The organism is Streptomyces sp. AHU1 (assembly GCF_045343905.1).
Lineage (GTDB): Bacteria > Actinomycetota > Actinomycetes > Streptomycetales > Streptomycetaceae > Streptomyces > Streptomyces triticiradicis.
The window spans coordinates 7,752,030-7,772,910 of the sequence record NZ_CP174283.1 but is presented as its reverse complement, the minus strand read 5'-3'; the positions used below and the strand labels follow the sequence as shown (position 1 = coordinate 7,772,910).

Genomic DNA, 20,881 nt, shown 5'->3' with positions numbered 1-20,881 from the left:
CTCCCACTCCGCGAGACGGGCCCCCGGCCGCCCGCCCGCGTCGGGCACACTCGCGCCATGGAGATTCAGGAGTTCGTCGAAACGCTCGACCTGGAAGGCCGTTCGCTGGCCGCCGCCGCGGAGAAGGCGGGCGCCGACGCCGACGTCGCGACCTGCGCGGGCTGGCAGGTCAGGGATCTGGTGCGGCACACGGGCATGGTCCACCGCTGGGCCACCGCGTTCGTCGCCGAGGGGCACACCTCGTACCACCCCGACGGCGGCCTGCCGGACCTGGACCACGACGAGTTGCTGACCTGGTTCCGCGACGGGCACCGCCGGCTCGTGGACACACTGGCCGGCGCCTCGCCGGACGTGCGCTGCTGGAGCTTCCTGCCGGCACCCTCGCCGCTGGCCTTCTGGGCCCGCCGCCAGGCCCACGAGACCACCGTGCACCGGGTCGACGCGGAGTCCGCGCTCGGCGGGGAACCCACCCCCGTCGCGCCGGACTTCGCGGTCGACGGGATCGACGAGTTGCTGCGCGGATTCCACGCGCGCGAGAAGAGCAGGGTGCGCACCGAGGAGCCCCGCGTGCTGCGCGTGCGCGCCACGGACCGCCCGGACGCCGTGTGGACCGTACGGCTGTCGCCCGGAGTTCCGGTCGGTGAGCTCGCCGGATCGGACGAGGACGCGGACGTCGACTGCGAGTTGGCGGGACCGGCCGGGGCGCTCTACCTGGCCCTGTGGAACCGCGCGCCGTTCCCGGACGTGACGGGGGACGCCTCGCTCGCGACCCTGTGGCGGGAGAAGTCCGCCATCACCTGGAGCTGACCCCCGCATCCGGAACCCGGGCCCTCCGGGACGGCCGGAGTCCAGGAACGGCTCCGGGCTTCCGGGCGGCCGGCGAGGCCGCCCGGGTTCCGCTCACGCGCCGGGCGCCGCCGGACCGCCCGTCAGCATCCGGGCCAGCACCGCCCGCTGCAACGGCAGTACCTCGCCGTGCAGTTCGCGCCCCTTCGGCGTCACGCACACACGCACACCCCGCCGGTCCTCGGCGCACATCCCGCGCGTCACGAGACCGTCCCTCTCCAGGCGTCCGATCAGCCGGGACAGGGCGCTCTGACTGAGGTGGACCCGCTCGGAGATCTCCTGGACGCGGAAGCCCGGGTCGCCGTCCGCCGCCGTGCCCACCGTCAGCAGGTCGAGGACCTCGAAGTCGCTGGCCCCCAGGCCGTGGGGATGCAGCTCGCGGTCGAGCTCGCAGAGGGTGCGGGCGTGCACCGTCAGGATGTCGCGCCACTGGTCCACGAGCTCTTGCTCGGCATTCTCGGCCGCCATGTCCGCACCGTAGCAAAGAATGAACTTTGTTGCATCGGAATTAAATGCACTTGCATTGAATGCGTATGCATGTAATGTCTGCGGCATGACCTCTCCGCTCACCCACCCCGCGCCGGGACGCTGGACCCCCAGGCTGTGGGGCACCTTGCTCGTGCTGTGCGCCGCGATGTTCCTGGACGCGCTGGACGTGTCGATGGTCGGCGTGGCACTGCCGTCCATCGGCTCCGAACTCGACCTCTCCACCTCGACGCTCCAATGGGTCGTCAGCGGCTACATCCTGGGTTACGGCGGGCTGCTGCTCCTCGGCGGACGCACCGCCGACCTGCTGGGCCGCCGCCAGGTCTTCCTCGTGGCCCTCGCAGTGTTCGCGCTCGCCTCGCTCCTCGGCGGTCTCGTCGATTCGGGCCCCCTGCTGATCGCCAGCCGTTTCATCAAGGGCCTGAGCGCCGCGTTCACCGCGCCCGCGGGCCTGTCGATCATCACCACGACGTTCGCCGAGGGCCCGCTGCGCAACCGCGCGCTCTCGATCTACACCACCTGCGCCGCCACCGGCTTCTCCATGGGCCTGGTCCTGTCCGGCCTGCTCACCGAGGCGAGCTGGCGGCTGACCATGCTGCTCCCCGCACCCATCGCCGTCCTCGCCCTGCTCGCGGGTCTGAGGATCGTCCCGCGCAGCGAGCGCGAGAGGAACCACGGCGGTTACGACATCCCCGGCGCCGTCATCGGCACCACCGCGATGCTGCTGCTCGTCTTCACCGTCGTCCAGGCGCCCACGGCCGGCTGGGGATCGGCGCGGACCCTGCTGAGCTTCCTCGCCGTCGCCGTCCTGCTCACCGTCTTCGCCGGTGTCGAGCGCCGCAGCCCGAGCCCGCTGATCCGGCTCGGCGTGCTGCGCTCCGGCAGCCAGATCCGGGCCCAGCTCGGCGCGATGGCGTTCTTCGGCTCGTACGTCGGCTTCCAGTTCCTGGTGACGCTGTACATGCAGTCGCTGCTGGGCTGGTCGGCCCTGCACACCGCGCTCGCCTTCCTCCCGGCCGGAGCGCTGGTGGCGCTGTCCTCCACGAAGGTCGGCGCCGTCGTCGACCGGTTCGGCACGCCCCGGCTCATCGCGGCGGGCTTCGCGCTGATGGTCACCGGGTACGCGCTCTTCCTGCGCGTCGACCTCGACCCGGTCTACGCGACGCTCATCCTGCCGACCATGCTGCTGATCGGCGCCGCGTGCGCCCTGGTCTTCCCGTCCCTCAACATCCAGGCGACCAACGGCGTCGACGACCACGAGCAGGGGATGGTCTCGGGTCTGCTCAACACCTCCGTACAGGTCGGCGGCGCGCTCTTCCTCGCGGTCGTGACGGCCGTCGTCACCGCGAACTCCTCCGGGAGCTCCTCGCCCCAGGACGTCCTCGACAGCTACCGGACCGGCCTGGTGGTGGTGACCGGCATCGCCCTGGCCGGACTGCTGATCACGCTGCCCGGTCTGCGCGCACGACGCCCGCGGGAGTCCGTCGTCGTGGCCCGGTCCGGCCGGTCCCCGGTGTCCGAGCCGTCCGAGCCGTCCGGCTCCTCCGGCTCCTCCGGCCTCTCCGGCCGGAACGCGACGGAGCCGGGGCCGGAACGGATCGCCGTCCGCGACCACTGACGGCCTCCGGCGCACGCGCCCGGCGGGGTCCCTTGCCCCGCCGGGCGCACGGCTGTTGACTCGATGCATGGACAACAACGGGGAACACGAGGGAAGTAACCGCGGCGGTACGGACACCGCACGGACACGGCGGACCCAGGCACAGCGGGACGCCGTCACCGTCGAGATCGGGTACGCCCTGGCCAGCGCGGCGTTCGTCGCGGCGGTCGGCTTCGGGTTCGTCACCGGGCCCGCCCTCTTCCTCCCCCTGTCGTCGGGCACGGTCCACGCGCTCGTCACCGCGGGCGTCACCCTGGCCGGCGTCCTCTTCGCGCTCCGGGTCGCCACCGTGCTGTACCGGTTCCGCCAGGAGGGCGCCGGGCCTCAGCCCAGCCAGCCGGGCCGCACCAGCCCCGACTCGTAGGCGAGCACGACCAGTTGGGCGCGGTCGCGGGCCCCGAGCTTCACCATCGTCCGGCTGACGTGGGTCTTGGCCGTGAGCGGGCTGACGACCAGACGCCGGGCGATCTCGTCGTTCGAGAGCCCGATGCCGACCAGCGCCATCACCTCCCGTTCCCGCTCGGTGAGTTCGGCCAGGGACGCGGCCGTCCCGGGCTCCTTGGAACGCGCCGCGAACTCGGAGATCAGCCGGCGCGTCACCCCGGGCGAGAGCAGTGCGTCGCCCTCGACCACCGCCCGTACCGCACGCAGCAGTTCATCGGGTTCGGTGTCCTTGACCAGGAAGCCGGAGGCACCGGAGCGGATGGCCTCGAAGACGTACTCGTCGAGCTCGAAGGTGGTGAGCATGACCACCTTCACCTCGCCGAGGTCCCGGTCGCCGGTGACGCGGCGCGTGGCGGCGAGGCCGTCCAGCACGGGCATCCGGATGTCCATCAGGACGACGTCCGGGCGCAGCTCACGGACCGCGCGCACCGCCTCCTCGCCGTCGGCGGCCTCCCCGGCCACCTCGATGTCCGGCTGCGCGTCGAGCAGCGCCTTGAAGCCGGCCCTCACCAGCGACTGGTCGTCGGCGAGCAGTACGCGGATCACCGGTTCTCCTCCTTGGCCTTCCACGGCAGTACGGCCAGCACCCGGAACCCTCCGTCCTCGCGCGGACCGGCCTCGATCGTGCCACCCAGGGCGGCCGCGCGCTCCCGCATCCCCGCGAGCCCGTTGCCGCTCCCGCCCGCGTCCGCGCCGGTGGCCGGACCGTCGTCGTCGATCACCAGCCGCAGCACGCCCCGCTCGTGCTCGAATCGCACCCGCGCGCGACGCGACCCCGAATGCCGTACGACATTGGTGAGTGCTTCCTGGACGATGCGGAACGCGGCGAGGTCGGTGCCGGGGGCCGGCGCCGGGACCTCGCCCTCGACCTCCACCGTGAGACCGGCGCCCGCCGCCTGCTCGACCAGTTCGGGGAGCCGGTCGAGCCCTGGAGCGGGCGCGCGCGGCGCCTCCCCCGGCGTCCGCAGGGTGTCGAGCACCTGCCGGACCTCGCCCAGCGCCTCCTTGCTGGCCGCCTTGATGGTGGTGAGCGCCGTGCGGGCCTGTTCGGGGTCGGAGTCGAGGAGCGCGAGGCCGACGCCCGCCTGGACGTTGATCACCGAGATGCTGTGCGCCAGCACGTCGTGCAGTTCGCGGGAGATCCGCAGCCGTTCCTCGTCGGCGCGCCGCCGGGCCGCCTGCGCGCGCTCGGCCCTTTCACGGGCCCACTGCTCACGGCGCACGCGCACCAGCTCCGACAGCGCCAGCACCGCCACGACCCAGGTGGCGATGCCCACCTCCTGGATCCACGACGGGGGGTGGTCGCCGGCCGGGGGCAGCCGACGGTACAGCCAGTGGGAGGCCAGGAGGTGCCCCGCCCACAGCAGGCCGACCGCCGTCCAGGCCGCCCTGCGGTGCCCGGCGACCACGGCGCTGAAGCAGGCCACCGCGACGGGGAGGAAGACCGGCCCGTAGGGATATCCCGCGGCCACGTAGACCAGGGCCACCGCGGCCGTGCCGAACACGACGGGCACGGGGTACCGCTGCCGCCAGAGCAGCAGGCCGGAACCGGCCAGGAGGAGCGCCCGGGAGAAGGGGTCCAGAGCGAGCCGGTCGCCGTGCTGGGCATGGGCCGCGAAGTTGGAGCCGACGAGCACGAAAGCGGTCAGCAGCAGCGTGGAACGCCACGGCCATCGCGCGCGGCGCTCCTCGTCGTTCCAGCGGTCCCACCCGGGCGGCCGGTGCCGTCGTCGCGGCGGACCGCCCCGCGCCGGTGCCGCGGGGATGTGCTGCTCTTCCATGTCCGTCACGCTAGACGGCCGACCATCGCGGCGGCGTCCGCCGGGCGAGGTGATCACCCGTACTCCCCACGGAGTACGGCTTCCCCACGGGGCGCGGCCTCCCCATGGAGTGCGGCCATGCCGGGTCCGGCCCGTGCCGCCCGCGGCCCACGGCCCGCGTCGACGGCCCGCGCCCAGCGCTGCTCGACGGCCCACGCCCGGTGCCGCCCGCGTCGACGGCCTACGCCGGGTTCGGCCCCCCGGCCGTCCCGCCCGGCTCCGGGTACACCAGCCCCACGTCGTGCGCGAGCCGCTCCACCGCGTGCCGGAAGAACGGCTCGCGGTCCTCCACGACCCGGTTGAACTGACCGAACAGCTCGAATCCGATCAGTCCGTAGAGCTGCGCCCACGAGGCCACCAGCGCCACCACCACCTCGGGCGGCAGATCGGGCGCGATGTCGGCGGCCATCCGCCGCGCCTCGGTCTCCAGTCCGGCGGGCAGCGGCGCCCGGGCCACGCCCTTGCCCCGGTACGCGTCCCGGACGACTCCGATCAGGAGCAGGCCGACCCGGGAGGCGGACGGAACGGTCTCCTGGGGCGCGACGTACCCGGGGACGGGGGAACCGTAGATGAGCGCGTACTCGTGCGGATGCTCCAGCGCCCAGCGCCGCGCCGCCGCACACACGGCGATCCAGCGCTCCCGGGGGCCGGCGGCGGCCACCGCGGCGTGCGCCGCCTCGGCGGCCTCGCCGAGGGAGTCGTAGGCGTCGATGATGAGCGCGGTCAGCAGGTCGTCCCGGCTGGGGAAGTACCGGTAGAGCGCGGAGGAGACCATTCCCAGCTCGCGGGCCACGGCCCGCAGCGAGAGTTTGGCGGCGCCCTCCGCGGCGAGCTGTCTGCGCGCCTCGTCCTTGATGGCCGCCGTGACCTCGATCCTGGCTCGGGCACGTGCCCCTCGCGCGGTACTCATACGTGCAGTGTCCCACGTTTTCAGAGCAGTGCACACAAACAAGAGCGGCGCACAAAAACGAGAGCACTGCTCTTGCATTGGATCACCGATCCGATGCACACTCTTCTCGAGCGAGAGCAGTGCTCACAAAACAGATCGGCGCTCTTGCCGAATGTCCCGCAGGCCCCGCACGTCCCACACACCCCGAGAGGTCATCGTGTCCACACACGTCCAGAAGCCCGGCTGGTTCACCGTCAACGTCTTCAACCGCGTCGTGGCCTGGATCACCAGGCGTGGTCTCAGCGTCTGGGGCTCGCGCGTCCTGGCCGTCCGGGGCCGCAAGAGCGGCGAGTGGCGGACGACCCCGGTCAATCTGCTCACCGTGGACGGCGAGCAGTACCTCCTCGCGCCCCGCGGCCATGTCCAGTGGACGCACAACATGCGGGCGGCCGGCGGGGGCGAGCTGCGCCTGGGCAAGAAGGTCGACACCTTCACCGCCGTGGAGGTCGCCGACGACGACAAGGTGCCGCTGCTGCGCGCCTACCTCAAGCGCTGGAAGGCCGAGGTCGGCGTGTTCTTCGCCGGCGTCGGACCCGACTCTCCCGACGAGGAGCTGCGGCGCATCGCCCCCGACCACCCGGTCTTCCGGATCACGGTCGAGAGCTGACGCCGGCCACGTCCGTCCTCCTCCGGATCACGCTTCTTCCGGATCACGCTCCGGGCCGACGCCGACCGCGTCCGCTATTCTCCCGCCCCCTCCGCCACCGGAGGCCGTCGGTCGAGGGCGGTCAGGGCACGCCCGACCGCCGGGTGGGTCCGGACGATCTCCCCGAGCGTGGTGGAGCCGCGGGTGATACCCGTGAACGCCTTCCACACCGGGCGCAGGCCGGTGAGGCCGGCGTGGAACATGCCGGGACGGCGCTCGAAGGCCGCGAGCAGGCGCTTGCCGACGCTCATCTCGACGCCGAGCCCCGCCTTGATCGCGAAGGCGTAGTTCAGTGCCTGCCGCCGGGCGTCCACCGCGTCGTGCGCCTCGGCGATCCGCACCGCCCACTCGCCCGCGAGCCGTCCGGAGCGCAGCGCGAACGAGATGCCCTCGCGGGTCCAGGGTTCGAGCAGCCCCGCCGCGTCGCCGCAGACGAGCACCCGGCCGCGCGACAGCGGCGAGTCGTCGGCACGGCAGCGCGTCAAGTGGCCCGAGGAGATGGACGGTTCGAAGCCGGCGAGGCCGAGCCGGGCGATGAAGTCCTCCAAGTACCGCTTGGTGGCGGCGCCTTCGCCGCGCGCGGAGATCACGCCGACGGTGAGCGTGTCCCCCTTGGGGAAGACCCAGCCGTAACTGCCGGGCATGGGGCCCCAGTCGATCAGGACGCGCCCGCGCCAGTCCTCGGCGACCGTCTCCGGCACCGGGATCTCGGCCTCCAGGCCGAGATCGACCTGGTCGAGCTTCACACCGACGTGCGCTCCTATGCGGCTGGCACTGCCGTCGGCGCCGACCACAGCCCGCGCCAGGATCGTCTCCCCGCCCTGGAGGACCACGGCGACGGTGCGCCGGTCCGGGACCGCCGAACCGTGCTGCTCGACGCGCGAGACCGTGGCACCCGTGCGCAGTTCGGCGCCCGCCTTCTGCGCGAACTCGACGAGCTGCTGGTCGAACTCCGGGCGGTTGATCAGCCCGAACAGCATGTTCCGGGACCGCCGGGTGCGGACGAACTTGCCGTCCATCGAGAAGGTGACCGCGTGCACCCGGTCCCTGAACGGCAGCTCGAAGCCGGGGGGCAGCGCGTCGCGCGAGGGGCCGATGATGCCGCCGCCGCATGTTTTGTAGCGGGGCAGTTCGGCCTTCTCCAGCAACAGGACGCTGCGTCCCGCGACCGCTGCCGCGTAGGCGGCCGAGGCGCCCGCAGGCCCCGCGCCGACGACCACGACGTCCCACACCCGCTGTTCGCCGTCCGCCGGGCGCCGCTCGTCGTCCGCCGAAGAGTTCTCGCTGCTCACGTTGGTCTACTGCTCCCAGTCCAGCCGTCTGCCGCACCTGTCCCCCGCATCCTACGGCGGGCGTCACCGCGGGCCGCTGTGGGAGGATCTGCAACGGATGCGTCCTGTACACCAGTCCGCATCACTCGATCATCTGTACACAGAAGTACAACGTCGCACCTACAAGGAGCGTGCCCATGTCGTCGAATCCGGTCGCCGAGACCGTCGCCTCGCTCATGCCCCGGGCGAAGGCGGAACTCGCCGAGCTGGTGGCCTTCAAGTCGGTGGCGGACTTCGACCAGTTTCCGCGGAGCGAGAGCGAGGGCGCGGCGAACTGGATCGCGGACGCGCTGCGCTCCGAGGGCTTCCAGGACGTGGCACTGCTCGACACCCCGGACGGCACGCAGTCGGTGTACGGCTACCTGCCGGGTCCCGAGGGCGCGAAGACGGTCCTGCTGTACGCGCACTACGACGTGCAGCCGCCGCTGGACGAAGCGGCCTGGACGACGCCTCCGTTCGAGCTGGTGGAGCGCGACGGCCGCTGGTACGGGCGGGGCAGCGCCGACTGCAAGGGCGGCGTGGTCATGCATCTGCTGGCGCTGCGTGCCCTGAAGGCGAACGGCGGCGTCCCGGTGCACGTCAAGGTCATCGTCGAGGGTTCGGAGGAGCAGGGCACCGGCGGTCTGGAGCGGTACGCCGAGCAGCACCCGGAGCTGCTGACCGCCGACACCATCGTCATCGGCGACGCCGGCAACTTCCGGGCGGGCCTGCCGACGGTCACCGCGACCCTGCGCGGCATGACCCTCGTACGGGTCCAGGTGGACACCCTCGAAGGGAACCTGCACTCGGGGCAGTTCGGCGGTGCGGCGCCCGACGCGCTGGCGGCGCTGATCCGTGTCCTGGACTCGCTGCGGGCGAAGGACGGCTCGACGACCGTGGACGGTCTGGCGGGCGAGGCCGCGTGGGACGGTCTGCGGTACGAGGAGCAGGCGTTCCGTGAGGACGCCAAGGTGCTCGACGGGGTGGAGCTGATCGGCTCCGGCACGGTCGCCGACCGGGTCTGGGCGCGTCCGGCCGTCACGGTCCTCGGGATCGACTGCCCTCCGGTCGTCGGAGCGACGCCGTCGGTGCAGGCGGGTGCCCGTGCGCTGATCAGCCTGCGGGTGCCGCCGGGCGTCGACGCGGTCGAGGCGACGAAGCTGCTGGAGGCGCACATCGAGGCGCACACGCCGTGGGGCGCGCGGGTGAGCACCGAGCGGATCGGACAGGGCCAGGCGTTCCGCGCCGACACCTCCAGCCCCGCGTACGCGTCGATGGCCGAGGCCATGGCGGTCGCCTACCCGGGCCAGGAGATGCAGTCGGCGGGCATGGGCGGCTCGATCCCGCTGTGCAACACGCTGGCCTCGCTGTACCCCGACACGGAGATCCTGCTCATCGGCCTGAGCGAGCCGGAGGCGCAGATCCACGCGGTGAACGAGAGCGTCTCGCCGGACGAGCTGGAGCGCCTGTCGGTCGCGGAGGCGCTGTTCCTGCGGAACTACGCGGCGAGCTGACCGTCCGCGGACGTGTACGGGGCCCGCGCCTGACGGCGCGGGCCCTTCCCGTGTCCGGCCCTTGCCGTGTCCGGCCCTGCCCGCCCGTGCCCTGCCCTGTCCGCCCGTGTCCGGTCGGTTCACCGCGGGGGCTCTCCCGGAGAGCCGGCGGGGACGCGGGGGCTCCACGCGGTGGCGGTGCGGCGTGAGCACTGGGGCGGCCGGGGCCCGTACTCACCCGTCGTGCGGACCGGGCGGCGCGGAGAAGGTCTCATCGGCCGGGCCGCGGCGGCGGAGCGACGGGCGGAAGACCTCGGCTCCGACAGGGCGGACCGGATGTCAGCCGAGCGGTGTCCCGGCCTCCAGGTACAGCGCCGCGCCGCGCTCGCGGGCCCGCAGGGCCCAGCGGAGCCGTTCGTAGCGCACGGGCGGCAACAGGTCGGCCGCCTCCTGCTCGGTGACGAAGCGCCAGCCGCGCAGTTCCGGTCCGGGGAGCAGGAGCCCCTGGACGGCCTGTTCGTCGAGGCGTCCGCCGTCGAAGAGGAGCCGCAGGCCGCCGTAGCCGGGCGGCGCGGGCGACTCCCAGTCGACGACGAGCAGTGTGGGCACCTCGTCGAGGGTGATGCCGGTCTCCTCGGTGACCTCGCGCATACCGGCGCGGGCGGGGGCCTCACCGGCCTCGACGACCCCGCCGGGGAACTCCCATCCCGCCTTGTACGTCGGGTCGACGAGCAGGACGCGGTCGTCCTCGTCGAAGAGGAGGACCCCGGCGGCGACCGTCTCGCCGGTGGGTTCGGGGGTCTGCACGATGTCGCACACGGGTGCCTCCCCGGTGCGTACGGCCTCGGCGACGCGCACGGCGGCCTCGTACGGGGTGAGCGTGCTGGTGTCCACGGGGTGGGCGTCGGAGGCGAGCCAGGTGAGCGCGGCCCGGTAGGGCTCGATGTGGTCGTAGGACCACTGGCGCACGCGCATCTCGCCGTCGGGCAGGTCCAAGGGCACCTCCCGCCCGGCTATCCGCTCCCGCAGGATCGTTTCCGCCGGGGCGAGGAGCACATGGCGCACGGGAATCCGGCGCGCGGCGAGACCGCCGAAGATCTCGTCGCGGTACTCCTGCCGCAGCAGGGTCATGGGGACGACGAGGACGCCTCCGAGCTCGGCGAGCATGGCGGCCGCGGTGTCGACCACGAGCCGGCGCCAGATCGGCAGGTCCTGGAAGTCACCGACCTCGGCGAGGCGCTTGGCCGGGAGCAGCTGCGCGAGTGTGCCCCCGACGACCTCGGGGTCGAAGAGCGTGCTGTTCGGGATCAGCTCGATCAGTTCCCGTGCGGTGGCGGTCTTCCCCGCACCGAACGCACCGTTGATCCAGACGATCACGATTCCCCCTCTTCTGTGGCCCCCTGAGGCTTGCCCGCTCCACCCTGCCACGGAAACCAGCCGCTGATGAGGGCGAGAACGAGGCGGCGCCGGTGCCCCCGTGGCGGGGACACCGGCGCTGTGCGGCGGTCCTTCAGCCGTTCTGGACGCCGAGAGCGCCCCCGTCGGCCCCCAGGTCGCCGGTGTCGACGGCGTGATCGACCGAGCTGAGCGCGTCCTTGACGTCCGGATCGCTCAGGGTGTTCCCGCTCAGGGCATGGGACGGGGTGATCGCCGCGACGACGAACCCGGTGGCCAGGGAGGCGATGGCGAGCATGCTGCGCTTCTTCATGCCCGGTTCAACTACGAAGACCGGACGGGGTCACGGGTGGATCCGACACCTTCATCCGGACATCCCGTCCGGCCCGGTGTTCCGGCAGGACCGCCCGGCCCGGTGCTCCGATGGAACCGCCCGGCCCGGTGCTCCAGTAAGACCGTCCTGCCCGGTACTCCAGTAGGACCGTCCGGTCCAGTACTCCAGTAAGACCGTCCAGCCCGGTGCTCCGGTGAGACCGTCCGGCCCGGCATTCCGGTGGGATCATCCGAGCGGATGCCCGGTGGGATCCGCCGCCACGGCCGCGCACCGGTGCCGCGGACACGCCCGGCACCCGGTGGAGTGCCGCGGCCTCCGATCCGGCCCCGGCCGCGGGAAGCCGCGGCCCGGGGCGACCGGATCAGACGTGAGCCCCGGCCGTCCACGGCCTGCGGGTGAGCGCCGCCGCGGCCGCGCCGACCAGGCCGGCGTCGGTACCCATCAGCGCGGGCGCCACGGTCAGGCGCCGGACGAAGGACAGCGTCGCGTAGTCGTCCAGTGCCCGGCGCAGCGGCGCGAAGAGCACGTCGCCCGCCTTGCCCACTCCCCCGCCGATCACGGCGATGTCGATCTCGACCAGGGTCGCGGTCGCCGCGATGCCCGCCGCGAGGGCCTGCGCCGCCCGCTCGAAGGAGGCCACGGCGACCGGATCACCGGCGCGGGCCGCTTCGGCGACCGCCGCGGCCGAGGCGTCGCCGTCGGGGCCGGGCCGCCAGCCCTCCTCCAGCGCGCGGCGGGCGATGTTCGGGCCGCTGGCGATGCGCTCGACGCAGCCCCGGGAACCGCAGGGACAGAGGTCGCCGTCCAGATCGACACTGATGTGCCCGATGTGGCCCGCGTTCCCGGTGGGACCCGCGTGCAGCTGCCCGTTCAGGACGAGCCCGCCGCCCACACCGGTGGACACCACCATGCACAGCGCGTTGTCGTGCCCCCGGGCGGCACCCTGCCAGTGTTCGGCGGCGGTGATGGCGACGCCGTCGCCGATCAGCTCGACGGGCAGTCCGCCCGCGGCCTCGGAGGCCCGCTCGACCAGCGGGTAGCCCCGCCAGCCGGGCACGTTCACCGGGCTCACCGTGCCCGCGGAGGCGTCCACCGGGCCGGCGCTGCCGATGCCCAGGGCCGTGGCCCTGCTCCAGAACGGGGAGACGGCCAGCTCGCCGATGACGTCCTCGACGGCGCGCATCACGGTGCCGCCGTCCTCCTTGGCGGGCGTCGGGCGCTGCGCGCGCAGGAGAATCCGTCCGTGGCCGTCCACCAGCGCTCCGGCGATCTTGGTGCCGCCGATGTCGAGCGCGGCCACGAGGTCGGTGTGCATCAGAGTCAGGTCTCCCATGGGGTGTCGTGACGGGCCCGCCGCGCCGCGGGTCCGGGGTCTTCGGCCGGGAACCGGCAGAACCGGGCCCCGCCGCACGCGGCGCGGGGCGCGCCGGCGGACCACGGGGACCGTGCGCCCTGGGGAAGACGCAGGCCGGAGATTGCGGTGGACAGTGTCTCCCGCATCTGACAACGTTGTCCAGGCTCTATGCTCGACGCCACATCCTCATACAACCCCATGGACCTACGCATCCCCGTGGACGACAGGACAGGACAGCACATCGTGGCCGAGACCGCCCGCCGATCCGAGAACCGCTACGGAAACCGTCCGACCATGAAGGACGTGGCGGCGCGTGCGGGAGTCGGTCTCAAGACGGTCTCCCGCGTGGTCAACAGCGAGCCCGGGGTCACCCCGGACACGGAGCGCCGCGTCCAGGAGGCCATCGAGGCGCTGGGCTTCCGCCGCAACGACAGTGCCCGGGTGCTGCGCAAGGGCCGTACCGCGAGCATCGGACTGGTCCTGGAGGACCTCGCGGACCCGTTCTACGGGCCGCTGAGCCGCGCGGTCGAGGAGGTGGCCCGAGCCCACGGAGCCCTGCTGATCAACGGTTCCAGCGCGGAGGACCCGGACCGCGAGCAGGAACTGGTCCTCGCGCTCTGCGCGCGCCGGGTGGACGGGCTGGTCGTGATCCCGGCCGGCGACGACCACCGCTATCTGGAGCCGGAGATGAAGGCGGGCGTCGCGACGGTCTTCGTGGACCGCCCGGCCGGGCGGATCGACGCCGACGTCGTCCTGTCGGACAGCTTCGGCGGCGCCCGGGACGGCGTCGCCCACCTGATCGCCCACGGCCACCGCCGGATCGGCTTCATCGGCGACATGCCCCGCATCCACACCGCCGCCGAGCGGCTGCGCGGTTACCGGGCCGCCATGGAGGACGCGGGCATACCGGTCGAGGACGAGTGGATGTCCCTCGGTGTCACCGATCCGCAGCGGGTGCGCAAGGCGGCCGAGGACATGCTCTCCGGCCCCTCTCCGGTCACCGCGGTCTTCGCGGGCAACAACCGTGTCACCGTGACCGTCGTCCGTGTCATCGCCGAGCGCGGCCGCCCGGTCGCCCTCGTCGGTTTCGACGACATCGAGCTCGCCGACCTCCTGGAGCCCGGCGTCACCGTCGTCGCCCAAGACGCCGCCGCCCTCGGCCGCACCGCCGCCGAACGCCTCTTCCGCCAGCTCGACGGCAACCTCATAGCCCCGGAGAGGATCGAACTCCCGACCCGGCTGATCACCCGCGGCTCGGGGGAACTGCCGCCGGCGCACTGAGCCCCGGCCGCACCGCCTCCGGCCGCCGGAGCATCCGCCCGCGCACCCGCCCCCGCGCTCGCCGGGGCATCCGGCCCGGCGGCGCTACCGGTCCGGCGCGGTGAGGTCCCCCCGTCGCGGCGCCGCGAAGGCCTCCAGTTCGGGACGGGTCAGGCCCGTCTCCCGCGCCACCTCCGCGACGTCCAGGGCGCCGCAGTCCAGGCCGCGCAGCAGATGGCCGCTGAGGGCCTTGGCCGTGGCGGGTTCGTCCAGTACGTCGCCGGGGGCGCGGCCGGCGTAGCGGGACAGACGGGCGGCGGCCTGTGCGAAACCCTCGCGGTAGAAGGCGAAGACGGCCGCGTAGCGGGTCGGGATGTGGGCGGGGTGCATGTCCCAGCCCTGGTAGTAGGCGCGGGCCAGGGCACGGCGGGTGAGGCCGTAGTGCAGGCGCCAGGCGTCGTGGACCTTCTCGGTGGGTCCGACGGGCAGGACGTTGGTGGAGCCGTCCGAGAGGCGTACGCCGGTGCCGGCGGCCGCGACCTGCATGATCGCCTTGGCGTGGTCGGCGGCCGGGTGGTCGCTCGCCTGGTGGGCGGCGGAGACGCCGAGGCAGGCGCTGTAGTCGAAGGTGCCGTAGTGCAGCCCGGTGGCGCGGCCCTCGGAAGCCTGGATCATGCGGGCGACGGTGGCCGTGCCGTCGGCGGCGAGGATCGCCTGGCTGGTCTCGATCTGGATCTCGAAGCCGATCCGGCCGGGTTCCAGGCCGCGCGCCTTCTCGAACTCCGCCAGGAGCCGGACCATCGCGGTGACCTGTTCCGGGTACGTCACCTTGGGCAGGGTGAGCACGAGTCCGTCGGGCAGGCCGCCCGCCTCCATCAGGCCCGTCAGGAAGACGTCGAGGGTGCGGACGCCCCGGTCCCTGACGGACGCCTCCATGCATTTCATGCGGATGCCCATGTACGGGGCCGCGGTGCCGTCCTCGAACGCCCCGGCGATCAGCCGGGCCGCGCGGGCCGCCGCCCCGTCCTCCTCGGCGTCGGGACGCGGGCCGTAGCCGTCCTCGAAGTCGACGCGCAGGTCCTCGACGGGTTCGCGCTCCAGCTTGGCCCGTACGCGGTCGTACACGGGCCCGGCCAGTTCGTCGGGGAGGCCGAGGACGGCGGCGAAGGACGCGGCGTCGGGGGCGTGTTCGTCGAGGGCGGCGAGGGCGCAGTCGCCCCAGGAGCGGACCGTGCCGGCGTCGAACGCGTCCGCGGGGACGTACACGGTGTGGACGGGCTGCCGGGTGCCGGGGTCTCCCGGATAGAGGCGCTCGAGCTCGGCGTCGACGGGGGCGAGGAAGGCCCCGACCGCTTCGGTGACGGCACCCGGGAGGCTCGTCGCCACCTTCTCCCGCTGGTCCTGGCCCATCCGGCAGCCTCCCGTTTCCCGCGCCACGGAATCAACAATCCGTTGAACGAAGCTATCCGGCGGGCTTCCCGCGGGTCAACAGCCCCGCCGACCGGCGTCCTCCCGGCGCACGGCCGGTTCCCGAGCGGCCGGCCGTGCGCGCCGCCGCTCCGGGACGGGCGAAGGCCCCCGCGACCGGTGCGGTCGCGGGGGCCTTCGCCGGCGCTGCGGGATCAGCCCTTGCGGGTCTTGATCTCCTCGGTGAGCTGCGGGACGACGTCGAAGAGGTCGCCGACCACTCCGTAGTCGACCAGGTCGAAGATCGGGGCCTCGGCGTCCTTGTTGATCGCCACGATCGTCTTCGAGGTCTGCATGCCGGCGCGGTGCTGGATGGCACCGGAGATGCCGGAGGCGATGTAGAGCTGCGGCGAGACGGACTTGCCGGTCTGGCCCACCTGGTTGGTGTGCGGGTACCAGCCGGCGTCGACCGCGGCACGCGAGGCGCCCACGGCGGCACCGAGCGAGTCGGCGAGGTTCTCGATGATCGAGAAGTTCTCGGCGCCGTTGACGCCACGGCCGCCGGAGACGACGATCGCGGCCTCGGTCAGCTCGGGGCGGCCGGTCGACTCCCGCGGGGTGCGGGCGGTGACCTTGGTGCCGGTGGCCTTCTCGGAGAAGGTGACCGCGAGGGCCTCGACGGCGCCGGCGGCCGGGGCGGCCTCCACGGCGGCCGAGTTCGGCTTGACCGTGATGACCGGGGTGCCCTTGGAGACACGGGACTTGGTGGTGAAGGAGGCGGCGAACGCGGACTGCGTGGCCACCGGACCCTCGTCGCCGGCCTCCAGGTCGACGGCGTCGGTGATGATGCCCGAGCCGATGCGGAGCGCGAGACGGGCCGCGATCTCCTTGCCCTCGGCGGAGGACGGGACGAGCACGGCGGCCGGGGAGACGGCCTCGTACGCGGCCTGCAGCGCGTCCACCTTCGGCACGACGAGGTAGTCGGCGTACTCGGCGGCGTCGTGGGTGAGGACCTTCACCGCACCGTGCTCGGCGAGCGCGGCGGCGGTGTTCTCGGCACCGGAGCCGAGGGCGACGGCGACGGGCTCGCCGATGCGGCGGGCCAGCGTCAGCAGTTCGAGGGTGGGCTTGCGGACGGCACCGTCCACGTGGTCGACGTAGACGAGAACTTCAGCCATGAGAACGATCTCCTGCGGATTGCGAAGTCTGAGGGGCGGTGAGCGGGGTGGACCTTGGCCGCTGGGACGGTCCGGGAACGGGTCCCGGACCTCCTACGACTAGATGAACTTCTGGCCCGCGAGGAACTCGGCGAGCTGCTTGCCGCCCTCGCCCTCGTCCTTGACGATCGTTCCGGCGGTGCGCGCCGGACGCTCGGCGGCGGAGTCGACCTTGGTCCAGGCGCCCTCGAGACCGACCTCCTCCGCCTCGATGTCGAGGTCGGACAGGTCCCAGGACTGCACCGGCTTCTTCTTCGCGGCCATGATGCCCTTGAAGGAGGGGTAACGCGCCTCGCCCGACTGGTCGGTCACCGACACGACCGCGGGAAGGGAGGCCTCCAGCTGCTCGGAGGCGCTGTCGCCGTCGCGACGGCCCTTGACCACTCCGTCCTCGACGGAGACCTCGGAGAGCAGGGTGACCTGCGGGACGCCCAGGCGCTCGGCCAGCAGGGCCGGCAGGACACCCATGGTGCCGTCGGTGGAGGCCATGCCGGAGATCACCAGGTCGTAGCCGGCCTTCTCGATCGCCTTGGCCAGCACCAGCGAGGTGCCCAGGGCGTCGGTGCCGTGCAGGTCGTCGTCCTCGACGTGGACAGCCTTGTCCGCGCCCATGGACAGCGCCTTGCGCAGCGCGTCCTTGGCGTCCTCGGGGCCGACGGTCAGCACGGTGATCTCGGCGTCGTCCGCGTCCTCGGCGATCTGCAGCGCCTGCTCGACGGCGTACTCGTCGAGCTCGGACAGCAGACCGTCCACGTCGTCACGGTCGACGGTCAGGTCATCGGCGAAGTGCCGGTCGCCAGTGGCGTCGGGCACGTACTTCACAGTGACAACGATCCTCAAGCTCACGCCGGCTCTCCTACTGCATCGTCATTTCTGGGCTGCCTTCTTTCAGGCAGCATAGGCGCCTGAAGCGGCCGATCCCGGTCGGGGCGGCCCGCGCTCCGAACGAAATATTACTCACCAGTACACCCAGGGGGCGCACACTAAGCAAGCGCTTTGGACTGTGACCTTCGCAACGCTGTGTAACCGGTGAGTAGAACCGGTGGGTAGCAAAGCCCCCGCCCCCGGCCTGCGGGTATCAGTCACGCAGGCCGTTGAAACGGCCCTGGTGGTACAGGAGGGGGCTGCCCGCACCCGAGTGATCGCCGAGCACGACCTCGGCCAGGACGATGCGGTGGTCGCCCGCGGGCACCCTCGCCACGACGCGGCACACCATCCAGGCCAGCACGTCGTCGAGCACGGGAACTTCCTCGGGTCCCTTACGCCAACGGGTGGGCGCCCCGAACCGGTCGGCGCCGCTGCGGGCGAAGGTGGCGGCCAGCTCCCGCTGGTGCTCGCCGAGCACGTGGACGCCGACATGGGCGGCCTCGGATATCGCGGGCCAGCTGGAGCCTCCGGTGCCGATGCCGAACGAGACGACCGGGGGCTCGGCCGAGACCGAGGTGAGCGAGGTGGCGGTGAAACCGACGGGACCGTGGGCCCCGGGCGCGGTGATCACGGCCACACCGGCCGCGTGCCGCCGGAACACCGAGCGCAGCAGCTCCGGCGAGGCGGGCAGCGGGGTGCCGAGGCCGGGCGTGACCGTCATGGAGCTGTCCTTCTGCGAGATCCGACGTGGGGTTCCGGCCGCGCGGGCGGAACCGGGAGCGGGAGACGGTCCGTGGCCGGTCAACAGCCCGGACCGCGCGCGCCCGCGGTGCGGGCCGGGTCCGTGTCGGCGAGCTCGGGAAGAAGGCTGTGGGGTGACATACGGTCAGGCTGACGAGAGGTGACGGGCGCAGTCAAGGGCGTACCGGCATGTGGGAGATGCCTCACCATGATCGCCGCCGGTCAGAAGGCCTCTCCGAGCGCCGCGATGACGTCCGCCTTGCGCGGCTGCCCCGCCGCCCGCCGCACGATCCGCCCGCCGGCGTCGAGCACGAGCACGGTGGGCGTCTTGAGGATGCCGAGATCGCGTACGAGGCCGAGGTGGTCCTCGGCGTCGATCTCCACGTGCGACACGCCGGGGACCATGCCGGCCACCTCGCCCAGCACCCGCCGGGTGGCCCGGCAGGGGGCGCAGAAGGCGCTGGAGAACTGCACGAGCGTGGCCCTCTCCCCGAGGGCCTGTCCCAGCTCCGCCGCCCCGAGCCGCCTGCCGCCGTCGCGCCCGCTCACCCGCACCCTCCCGCTCCGCCACCGGTGCAGCACTCCGTAGACGCTCGCCGCCGCGAGCACCGCCACGCACACCACGAGTCCGCTCATCACCTGCACAAGCATTCACGAGACCGCAAAGATTCCCGGAGCCGGTCGGCGCCCTTCGTGCGGAATGCTTGATTCATGGACATCGATGCGAGAGGGCCGCGGTTCGGCGCCACGGTGACGGCCGTCGTCCTGGCGGTCACGCTGATCACCGGGAGCGTCTGGCTGCTGGCGTGGCAGACACTGGCGTTCGCCCTGGGCGCGGCGGGCGGCGTGACGCGCTCGCCGTACGGGTGGGTCTTCAGGAAGGCCGTACGGCCGAGGCTCGGCCCGCCCACGGAGTTCGAGGCGCCGGAACCCCCGCGGTTCGCGCAGGCGGTCGGGCTCGGCTTCGCGGTGGCGGGTCTGATCGGATGGACCGCGGGACCGGCGTGGCTGGGGTCGGCGGCGACCGCGTGCGCGCTCGCGGCGGCGTTCCTCAATGCCGCGTTCGGGTACTGCCTCGGCTGCGAGATGTACCTGGTCGTGCGGCGCGCGACCGCACGCGCGAAGTAAAGGCGGGTTAAAACTCCGAGGTGGATCAAGAGGGCGACGTGACGAGGATCTCGCCGTTCCACGGCACCAGGACTGGCCACCCGTTCGTTCTTCGGGCACGATCTGCGCATTGCCGTAAACCTACGGCAGCGTAACTTCCCGCCGGGAGACCCCTTCCCAGGCAGAGAGAAGGGTCCACCCCGTCCATGGCAGAGCTTGTCTACCGTCCCGTCGTCGGCCTCGCCCAGACACTCTTCAAGGTGTGGGACCTCAAGATCGACTGCAAGGGATCGGAGAACATTCCGCGCTCGGGCGGCGCCGTGCTGGTCAGCAACCACATCAGCTACCTGGACTTCATCTTCGACGGCCTGGCCGCCCTGCCGCAGAAGCGCCTGGTGCGTTTCATGGCGAAGGAGTCGGTCTTCCGGCACAAGATCTCCGGTCCGCTGATGCGGGGCATGAAGCACATCCCGGTGGACCGCGCCCAGGGCGAGACGGCCTACCAGCACGCGCTGGAGTCGCTGCGTTCCGGTGAGATCGTCGGCGTCTTCCCCGAGGCCACCATCTCGCAGTCCTTCACGCTGAAGAGCTTCAAGTCCGGCGCCGCGCGCATGGCCCAGGAGGCCGGCGTGCCGCTGATCCCCATGGCCCTGTGGGGCACGCAGCGGCTGTGGACCAAGGGCCACCCGCGCAACTTCAAGCGCAGCCACACCCCGATCACCATCCGCGTCGGCGAGCCGGTGGAGGCCCCGAAGGACCAGTACGCGGGCGCCATCACCCGGCGGCTGCGCGAGCGGGTCCAGGAGCTGCTCGAATCGGCGCAGCGCGCCTACCCCGTACGCCCCAAGGGGCCGGACGACACCTGGTGGATGCCCGCCCACCTCGGCGGCACCGCGCCGACCCCCGAAGAGGTGCGCGCGGCCGAGGCCCGCTGACCCCTTCCCCTCAGCCCGAGGGACGCTTCCCCCGCCTCACAGCGCGAGGGGAAGCGTCCGCATCAGGGACGCGCGGCCCGGGGCCGCCCTCATGACGCCGACGACGGCCGGGTGGGGCTCGGCGTACAGCTCCGGATAGTCGAGCTCGTCCAGGTCCGGGTCGGGCGTGAAGGCCAGCCGCTCGCCGTCGAGGGAGAAGCGGGCGTCCACCCCGGGCTTGTTGCCCCGGGGGTCCTGCCGGTGCCAGGCGCCGTCGAGGCGTACGGCGACGAGACCGTGGAGCACCTCGAACTTCTGATAGCAGAACGCGGTGGGGATGTCCTCCGCCCGCAGGAGCGCGGCCAGCGCGTGGGCCTTGGCGTGGCAGATGCCCGTGCGCTGCTCCAGGACGTCGGAGGCGCGCCAGGTCACCCGGGGATCGCCGGAATCGGCCGAGTGCGGGATGGCGTCCCGTACGAACTCGAACGCCGAGCGCGCATAGGCATACGAGTCGACGGATTCCCTGGCGAGCCGCGCGGCCGTCTCGCGGACGAGTGGATGATGGTGGTCGACCACGTCGTCGGCGGCCAGATAGGCGGACAGGTCGCTTGTCTTCTGGATCAGCTCCATGCCC

Annotated in this window: 22 protein-coding genes; 8 read left to right on the top strand and 14 right to left on the bottom strand. The window is 72.5% G+C overall.

What is annotated here, in order from left to right; all coding sequences use genetic code 11:
• Positions 1–57: 57 nt before the first annotated feature.
• The gene (locus tag ACICHK_RS34310; RefSeq protein WP_406839940.1) at positions 58–807 is read left to right on the top strand and encodes a maleylpyruvate isomerase family mycothiol-dependent enzyme; all 750 of its coding nucleotides are present in this window, start codon (positions 58–60) and stop codon (positions 805–807) included.
• 93 nt (positions 808–900) lie between these two features.
• On the opposite strand, the gene ACICHK_RS34305 is transcribed toward ACICHK_RS34310, so the two are convergent.
• Positions 901–1,314: a MarR family winged helix-turn-helix transcriptional regulator gene (locus ACICHK_RS34305; RefSeq protein WP_406839939.1), complete on the bottom strand. Its 414-nt coding sequence runs from the start codon at positions 1,312–1,314 to the stop codon at positions 901–903.
• Positions 1,315–1,399: 85 nt separating this feature from the next.
• Here ACICHK_RS34305 and ACICHK_RS34300 point away from each other — a divergent pair, with 85 nt between their 5' ends.
• Both ACICHK_RS34300 and ACICHK_RS34295 read left to right on the top strand, forming a co-directional pair.
• Positions 1,400–2,950 (top strand): MFS transporter, encoded by a 1,551-nt coding sequence (locus tag ACICHK_RS34300; RefSeq protein ID WP_406839938.1) that lies wholly within the window; start codon positions 1,400–1,402, stop codon positions 2,948–2,950.
• 67 nt (positions 2,951–3,017) lie between these two features.
• Entirely contained in the window at positions 3,018–3,353 is a 336-nt protein-coding gene (locus ACICHK_RS34295; RefSeq protein ID WP_406839937.1) for a DUF6332 family protein, read from the top strand.
• Here the strand turns inward: ACICHK_RS34295 and ACICHK_RS34290 are convergent.
• The 3 genes from ACICHK_RS34290 to ACICHK_RS34280 form a co-directional block, all read right to left on the bottom strand.
• Positions 3,314–3,979, bottom strand: coding sequence for a response regulator (locus ACICHK_RS34290; RefSeq protein ID WP_406839936.1), 666 nt, complete (start codon positions 3,977–3,979; stop codon positions 3,314–3,316). The two genes, ACICHK_RS34295 and ACICHK_RS34290, sit on opposite strands and share 40 nt — an antisense overlap.
• Complete coding sequence (locus ACICHK_RS34285; protein WP_406839935.1) at positions 3,976–5,214, bottom strand: sensor histidine kinase; 1,239 nt, start codon at positions 5,212–5,214, stop codon at positions 3,976–3,978. Before ACICHK_RS34285 ends, ACICHK_RS34290 begins: the two co-directional genes overlap by 4 nt.
• A gap of 220 nt (positions 5,215–5,434) precedes the next feature.
• The gene (locus ACICHK_RS34280; RefSeq protein ID WP_406839934.1) at positions 5,435–6,163 is read right to left on the bottom strand and encodes a TetR/AcrR family transcriptional regulator; all 729 of its coding nucleotides are present in this window, start codon (positions 6,161–6,163) and stop codon (positions 5,435–5,437) included.
• A gap of 196 nt (positions 6,164–6,359) precedes the next feature.
• Here ACICHK_RS34280 and ACICHK_RS34275 point away from each other — a divergent pair, with 196 nt between their 5' ends.
• Positions 6,360–6,809, top strand: a complete 450-nt coding sequence (locus tag ACICHK_RS34275) for a nitroreductase family deazaflavin-dependent oxidoreductase (RefSeq protein ID WP_406839933.1) — start codon at positions 6,360–6,362, stop codon at positions 6,807–6,809.
• A 74-nt stretch (positions 6,810–6,883) separates the two neighbouring features.
• Here ACICHK_RS34275 and ACICHK_RS34270 read toward each other — a convergent pair whose 3' ends face one another.
• Positions 6,884–8,140 (bottom strand): geranylgeranyl reductase family protein, encoded by a 1,257-nt coding sequence (locus ACICHK_RS34270; protein ID WP_406839932.1) that lies wholly within the window; start codon positions 8,138–8,140, stop codon positions 6,884–6,886.
• Positions 8,141–8,316: 176 nt separating this feature from the next.
• Between ACICHK_RS34270 and ACICHK_RS34265 the strand changes: the two genes are divergently transcribed.
• Positions 8,317–9,672 (top strand): dipeptidase, encoded by a 1,356-nt coding sequence (locus ACICHK_RS34265; protein ID WP_406839931.1) that lies wholly within the window; start codon positions 8,317–8,319, stop codon positions 9,670–9,672.
• A 318-nt stretch (positions 9,673–9,990) separates the two neighbouring features.
• Here the strand turns inward: ACICHK_RS34265 and ACICHK_RS34260 are convergent, their stop codons facing one another.
• From ACICHK_RS34260 to ACICHK_RS34250, 3 genes are all read right to left on the bottom strand, one after another.
• Positions 9,991–11,031: an NUDIX domain-containing protein gene (locus tag ACICHK_RS34260; RefSeq protein ID WP_406841393.1), complete on the bottom strand. Its 1,041-nt coding sequence runs from the start codon at positions 11,029–11,031 to the stop codon at positions 9,991–9,993.
• Positions 11,032–11,161: 130 nt separating this feature from the next.
• On the bottom strand, positions 11,162–11,359 hold the full coding sequence (locus ACICHK_RS34255; protein ID WP_151469007.1) for a hypothetical protein: 198 nt from the start codon (positions 11,357–11,359) through the stop codon (positions 11,162–11,164).
• Between the two features lie 382 nt (positions 11,360–11,741).
• Positions 11,742–12,695, bottom strand: a complete 954-nt coding sequence (locus ACICHK_RS34250) for an ROK family protein (protein WP_406841392.1) — start codon at positions 12,693–12,695, stop codon at positions 11,742–11,744.
• 237 nt (positions 12,696–12,932) lie between these two features.
• Here ACICHK_RS34250 and ACICHK_RS34245 point away from each other — a divergent pair, with 237 nt between their 5' ends.
• On the top strand, positions 12,933–14,015 hold the full coding sequence (locus tag ACICHK_RS34245; RefSeq protein WP_192582351.1) for a LacI family DNA-binding transcriptional regulator: 1,083 nt from the start codon (positions 12,933–12,935) through the stop codon (positions 14,013–14,015).
• 84 nt (positions 14,016–14,099) lie between these two features.
• Here ACICHK_RS34245 and ACICHK_RS34240 read toward each other — a convergent pair whose 3' ends face one another.
• The 5 genes from ACICHK_RS34240 to ACICHK_RS34220 all read right to left on the bottom strand — a co-directional run bounded on the left by ACICHK_RS34240 (position 14,100) and on the right by ACICHK_RS34220 (position 18,862).
• Positions 14,100–15,404: a DUF6986 family protein gene (locus ACICHK_RS34240; protein WP_406839930.1), complete on the bottom strand. Its 1,305-nt coding sequence runs from the start codon at positions 15,402–15,404 to the stop codon at positions 14,100–14,102.
• 212 nt (positions 15,405–15,616) lie between these two features.
• A complete protein-coding gene (locus tag ACICHK_RS34235; RefSeq protein ID WP_151469009.1) occupies positions 15,617–16,579 on the bottom strand; it encodes an electron transfer flavoprotein subunit alpha/FixB family protein in 963 nt (320 codons plus the stop codon).
• A gap of 99 nt (positions 16,580–16,678) precedes the next feature.
• Complete coding sequence (locus ACICHK_RS34230; protein ID WP_151469010.1) at positions 16,679–17,464, bottom strand: electron transfer flavoprotein subunit beta/FixA family protein; 786 nt, start codon at positions 17,462–17,464, stop codon at positions 16,679–16,681.
• A gap of 232 nt (positions 17,465–17,696) precedes the next feature.
• The gene (locus tag ACICHK_RS34225; protein ID WP_151469011.1) at positions 17,697–18,206 is read right to left on the bottom strand and encodes a flavin reductase family protein; all 510 of its coding nucleotides are present in this window, start codon (positions 18,204–18,206) and stop codon (positions 17,697–17,699) included.
• A gap of 242 nt (positions 18,207–18,448) precedes the next feature.
• A complete protein-coding gene (locus tag ACICHK_RS34220; RefSeq protein WP_151469012.1) occupies positions 18,449–18,862 on the bottom strand; it encodes a thioredoxin family protein in 414 nt (137 codons plus the stop codon).
• A gap of 75 nt (positions 18,863–18,937) precedes the next feature.
• Between ACICHK_RS34220 and ACICHK_RS34215 the strand changes: the two genes are divergently transcribed.
• Together ACICHK_RS34215 and ACICHK_RS34210 are read left to right on the top strand one after the other, a co-directional pair.
• Complete coding sequence (locus tag ACICHK_RS34215; protein WP_406839929.1) at positions 18,938–19,354, top strand: DUF4395 domain-containing protein; 417 nt, start codon at positions 18,938–18,940, stop codon at positions 19,352–19,354.
• A gap of 185 nt (positions 19,355–19,539) precedes the next feature.
• On the top strand, positions 19,540–20,268 hold the full coding sequence (locus ACICHK_RS34210; protein ID WP_406839928.1) for a lysophospholipid acyltransferase family protein: 729 nt from the start codon (positions 19,540–19,542) through the stop codon (positions 20,266–20,268).
• A gap of 36 nt (positions 20,269–20,304) precedes the next feature.
• Here the strand turns inward: ACICHK_RS34210 and ACICHK_RS34205 are convergent, their stop codons facing one another.
• Positions 20,305–20,877 (bottom strand): transglutaminase domain-containing protein, encoded by a 573-nt coding sequence (locus ACICHK_RS34205; protein WP_406839927.1) that lies wholly within the window; start codon positions 20,875–20,877, stop codon positions 20,305–20,307.
• Between the last annotated feature and the right edge of the window lie 4 nt (positions 20,878–20,881).

Bases quoted from the DNA above. Each gene is read 5' to 3' on its own strand.
- ACICHK_RS34310 (WP_406839940.1), top strand. From the start codon at position 58: ATGGAGATTCAGGAGTTCGTCGAAACGCTCGACCTGGAAGGCCGTTCG.
- ACICHK_RS34305 (WP_406839939.1), bottom strand. From the start codon at position 1,314: ATGGCGGCCGAGAATGCCGAGCAAGAGCTCGTGGACCAGTGGCGCGAC.
- ACICHK_RS34300 (WP_406839938.1), top strand. From the start codon at position 1,400: ATGACCTCTCCGCTCACCCACCCCGCGCCGGGACGCTGGACCCCCAGG.
- ACICHK_RS34295 (WP_406839937.1), top strand. From the start codon at position 3,018: ATGGACAACAACGGGGAACACGAGGGAAGTAACCGCGGCGGTACGGAC.
- ACICHK_RS34285 (WP_406839935.1), bottom strand. From the start codon at position 5,214: ATGGAAGAGCAGCACATCCCCGCGGCACCGGCGCGGGGCGGTCCGCCG.
- ACICHK_RS34280 (WP_406839934.1), bottom strand. From the start codon at position 6,163: ATGAGTACCGCGCGAGGGGCACGTGCCCGAGCCAGGATCGAGGTCACG.
- ACICHK_RS34265 (WP_406839931.1), top strand. From the start codon at position 8,317: ATGTCGTCGAATCCGGTCGCCGAGACCGTCGCCTCGCTCATGCCCCGG.
- ACICHK_RS34255 (WP_151469007.1), bottom strand. From the start codon at position 11,359: ATGAAGAAGCGCAGCATGCTCGCCATCGCCTCCCTGGCCACCGGGTTC.
- ACICHK_RS34250 (WP_406841392.1), bottom strand. From the start codon at position 12,695: ATGCACACCGACCTCGTGGCCGCGCTCGACATCGGCGGCACCAAGATC.
- ACICHK_RS34245 (WP_192582351.1), top strand. From the start codon at position 12,933: ATGGACCTACGCATCCCCGTGGACGACAGGACAGGACAGCACATCGTG.
- ACICHK_RS34240 (WP_406839930.1), bottom strand. From the start codon at position 15,404: ATGGGCCAGGACCAGCGGGAGAAGGTGGCGACGAGCCTCCCGGGTGCC.
- ACICHK_RS34235 (WP_151469009.1), bottom strand. From the start codon at position 16,579: ATGGCTGAAGTTCTCGTCTACGTCGACCACGTGGACGGTGCCGTCCGC.
- ACICHK_RS34225 (WP_151469011.1), bottom strand. From the start codon at position 18,206: ATGACGGTCACGCCCGGCCTCGGCACCCCGCTGCCCGCCTCGCCGGAG.
- ACICHK_RS34220 (WP_151469012.1), bottom strand. From the start codon at position 18,862: ATGAGCGGACTCGTGGTGTGCGTGGCGGTGCTCGCGGCGGCGAGCGTC.
- ACICHK_RS34215 (WP_406839929.1), top strand. From the start codon at position 18,938: ATGGACATCGATGCGAGAGGGCCGCGGTTCGGCGCCACGGTGACGGCC.
- ACICHK_RS34210 (WP_406839928.1), top strand. From the start codon at position 19,540: ATGGCAGAGCTTGTCTACCGTCCCGTCGTCGGCCTCGCCCAGACACTC.
- ACICHK_RS34205 (WP_406839927.1), bottom strand. From the start codon at position 20,877: ATGGAGCTGATCCAGAAGACAAGCGACCTGTCCGCCTATCTGGCCGCC.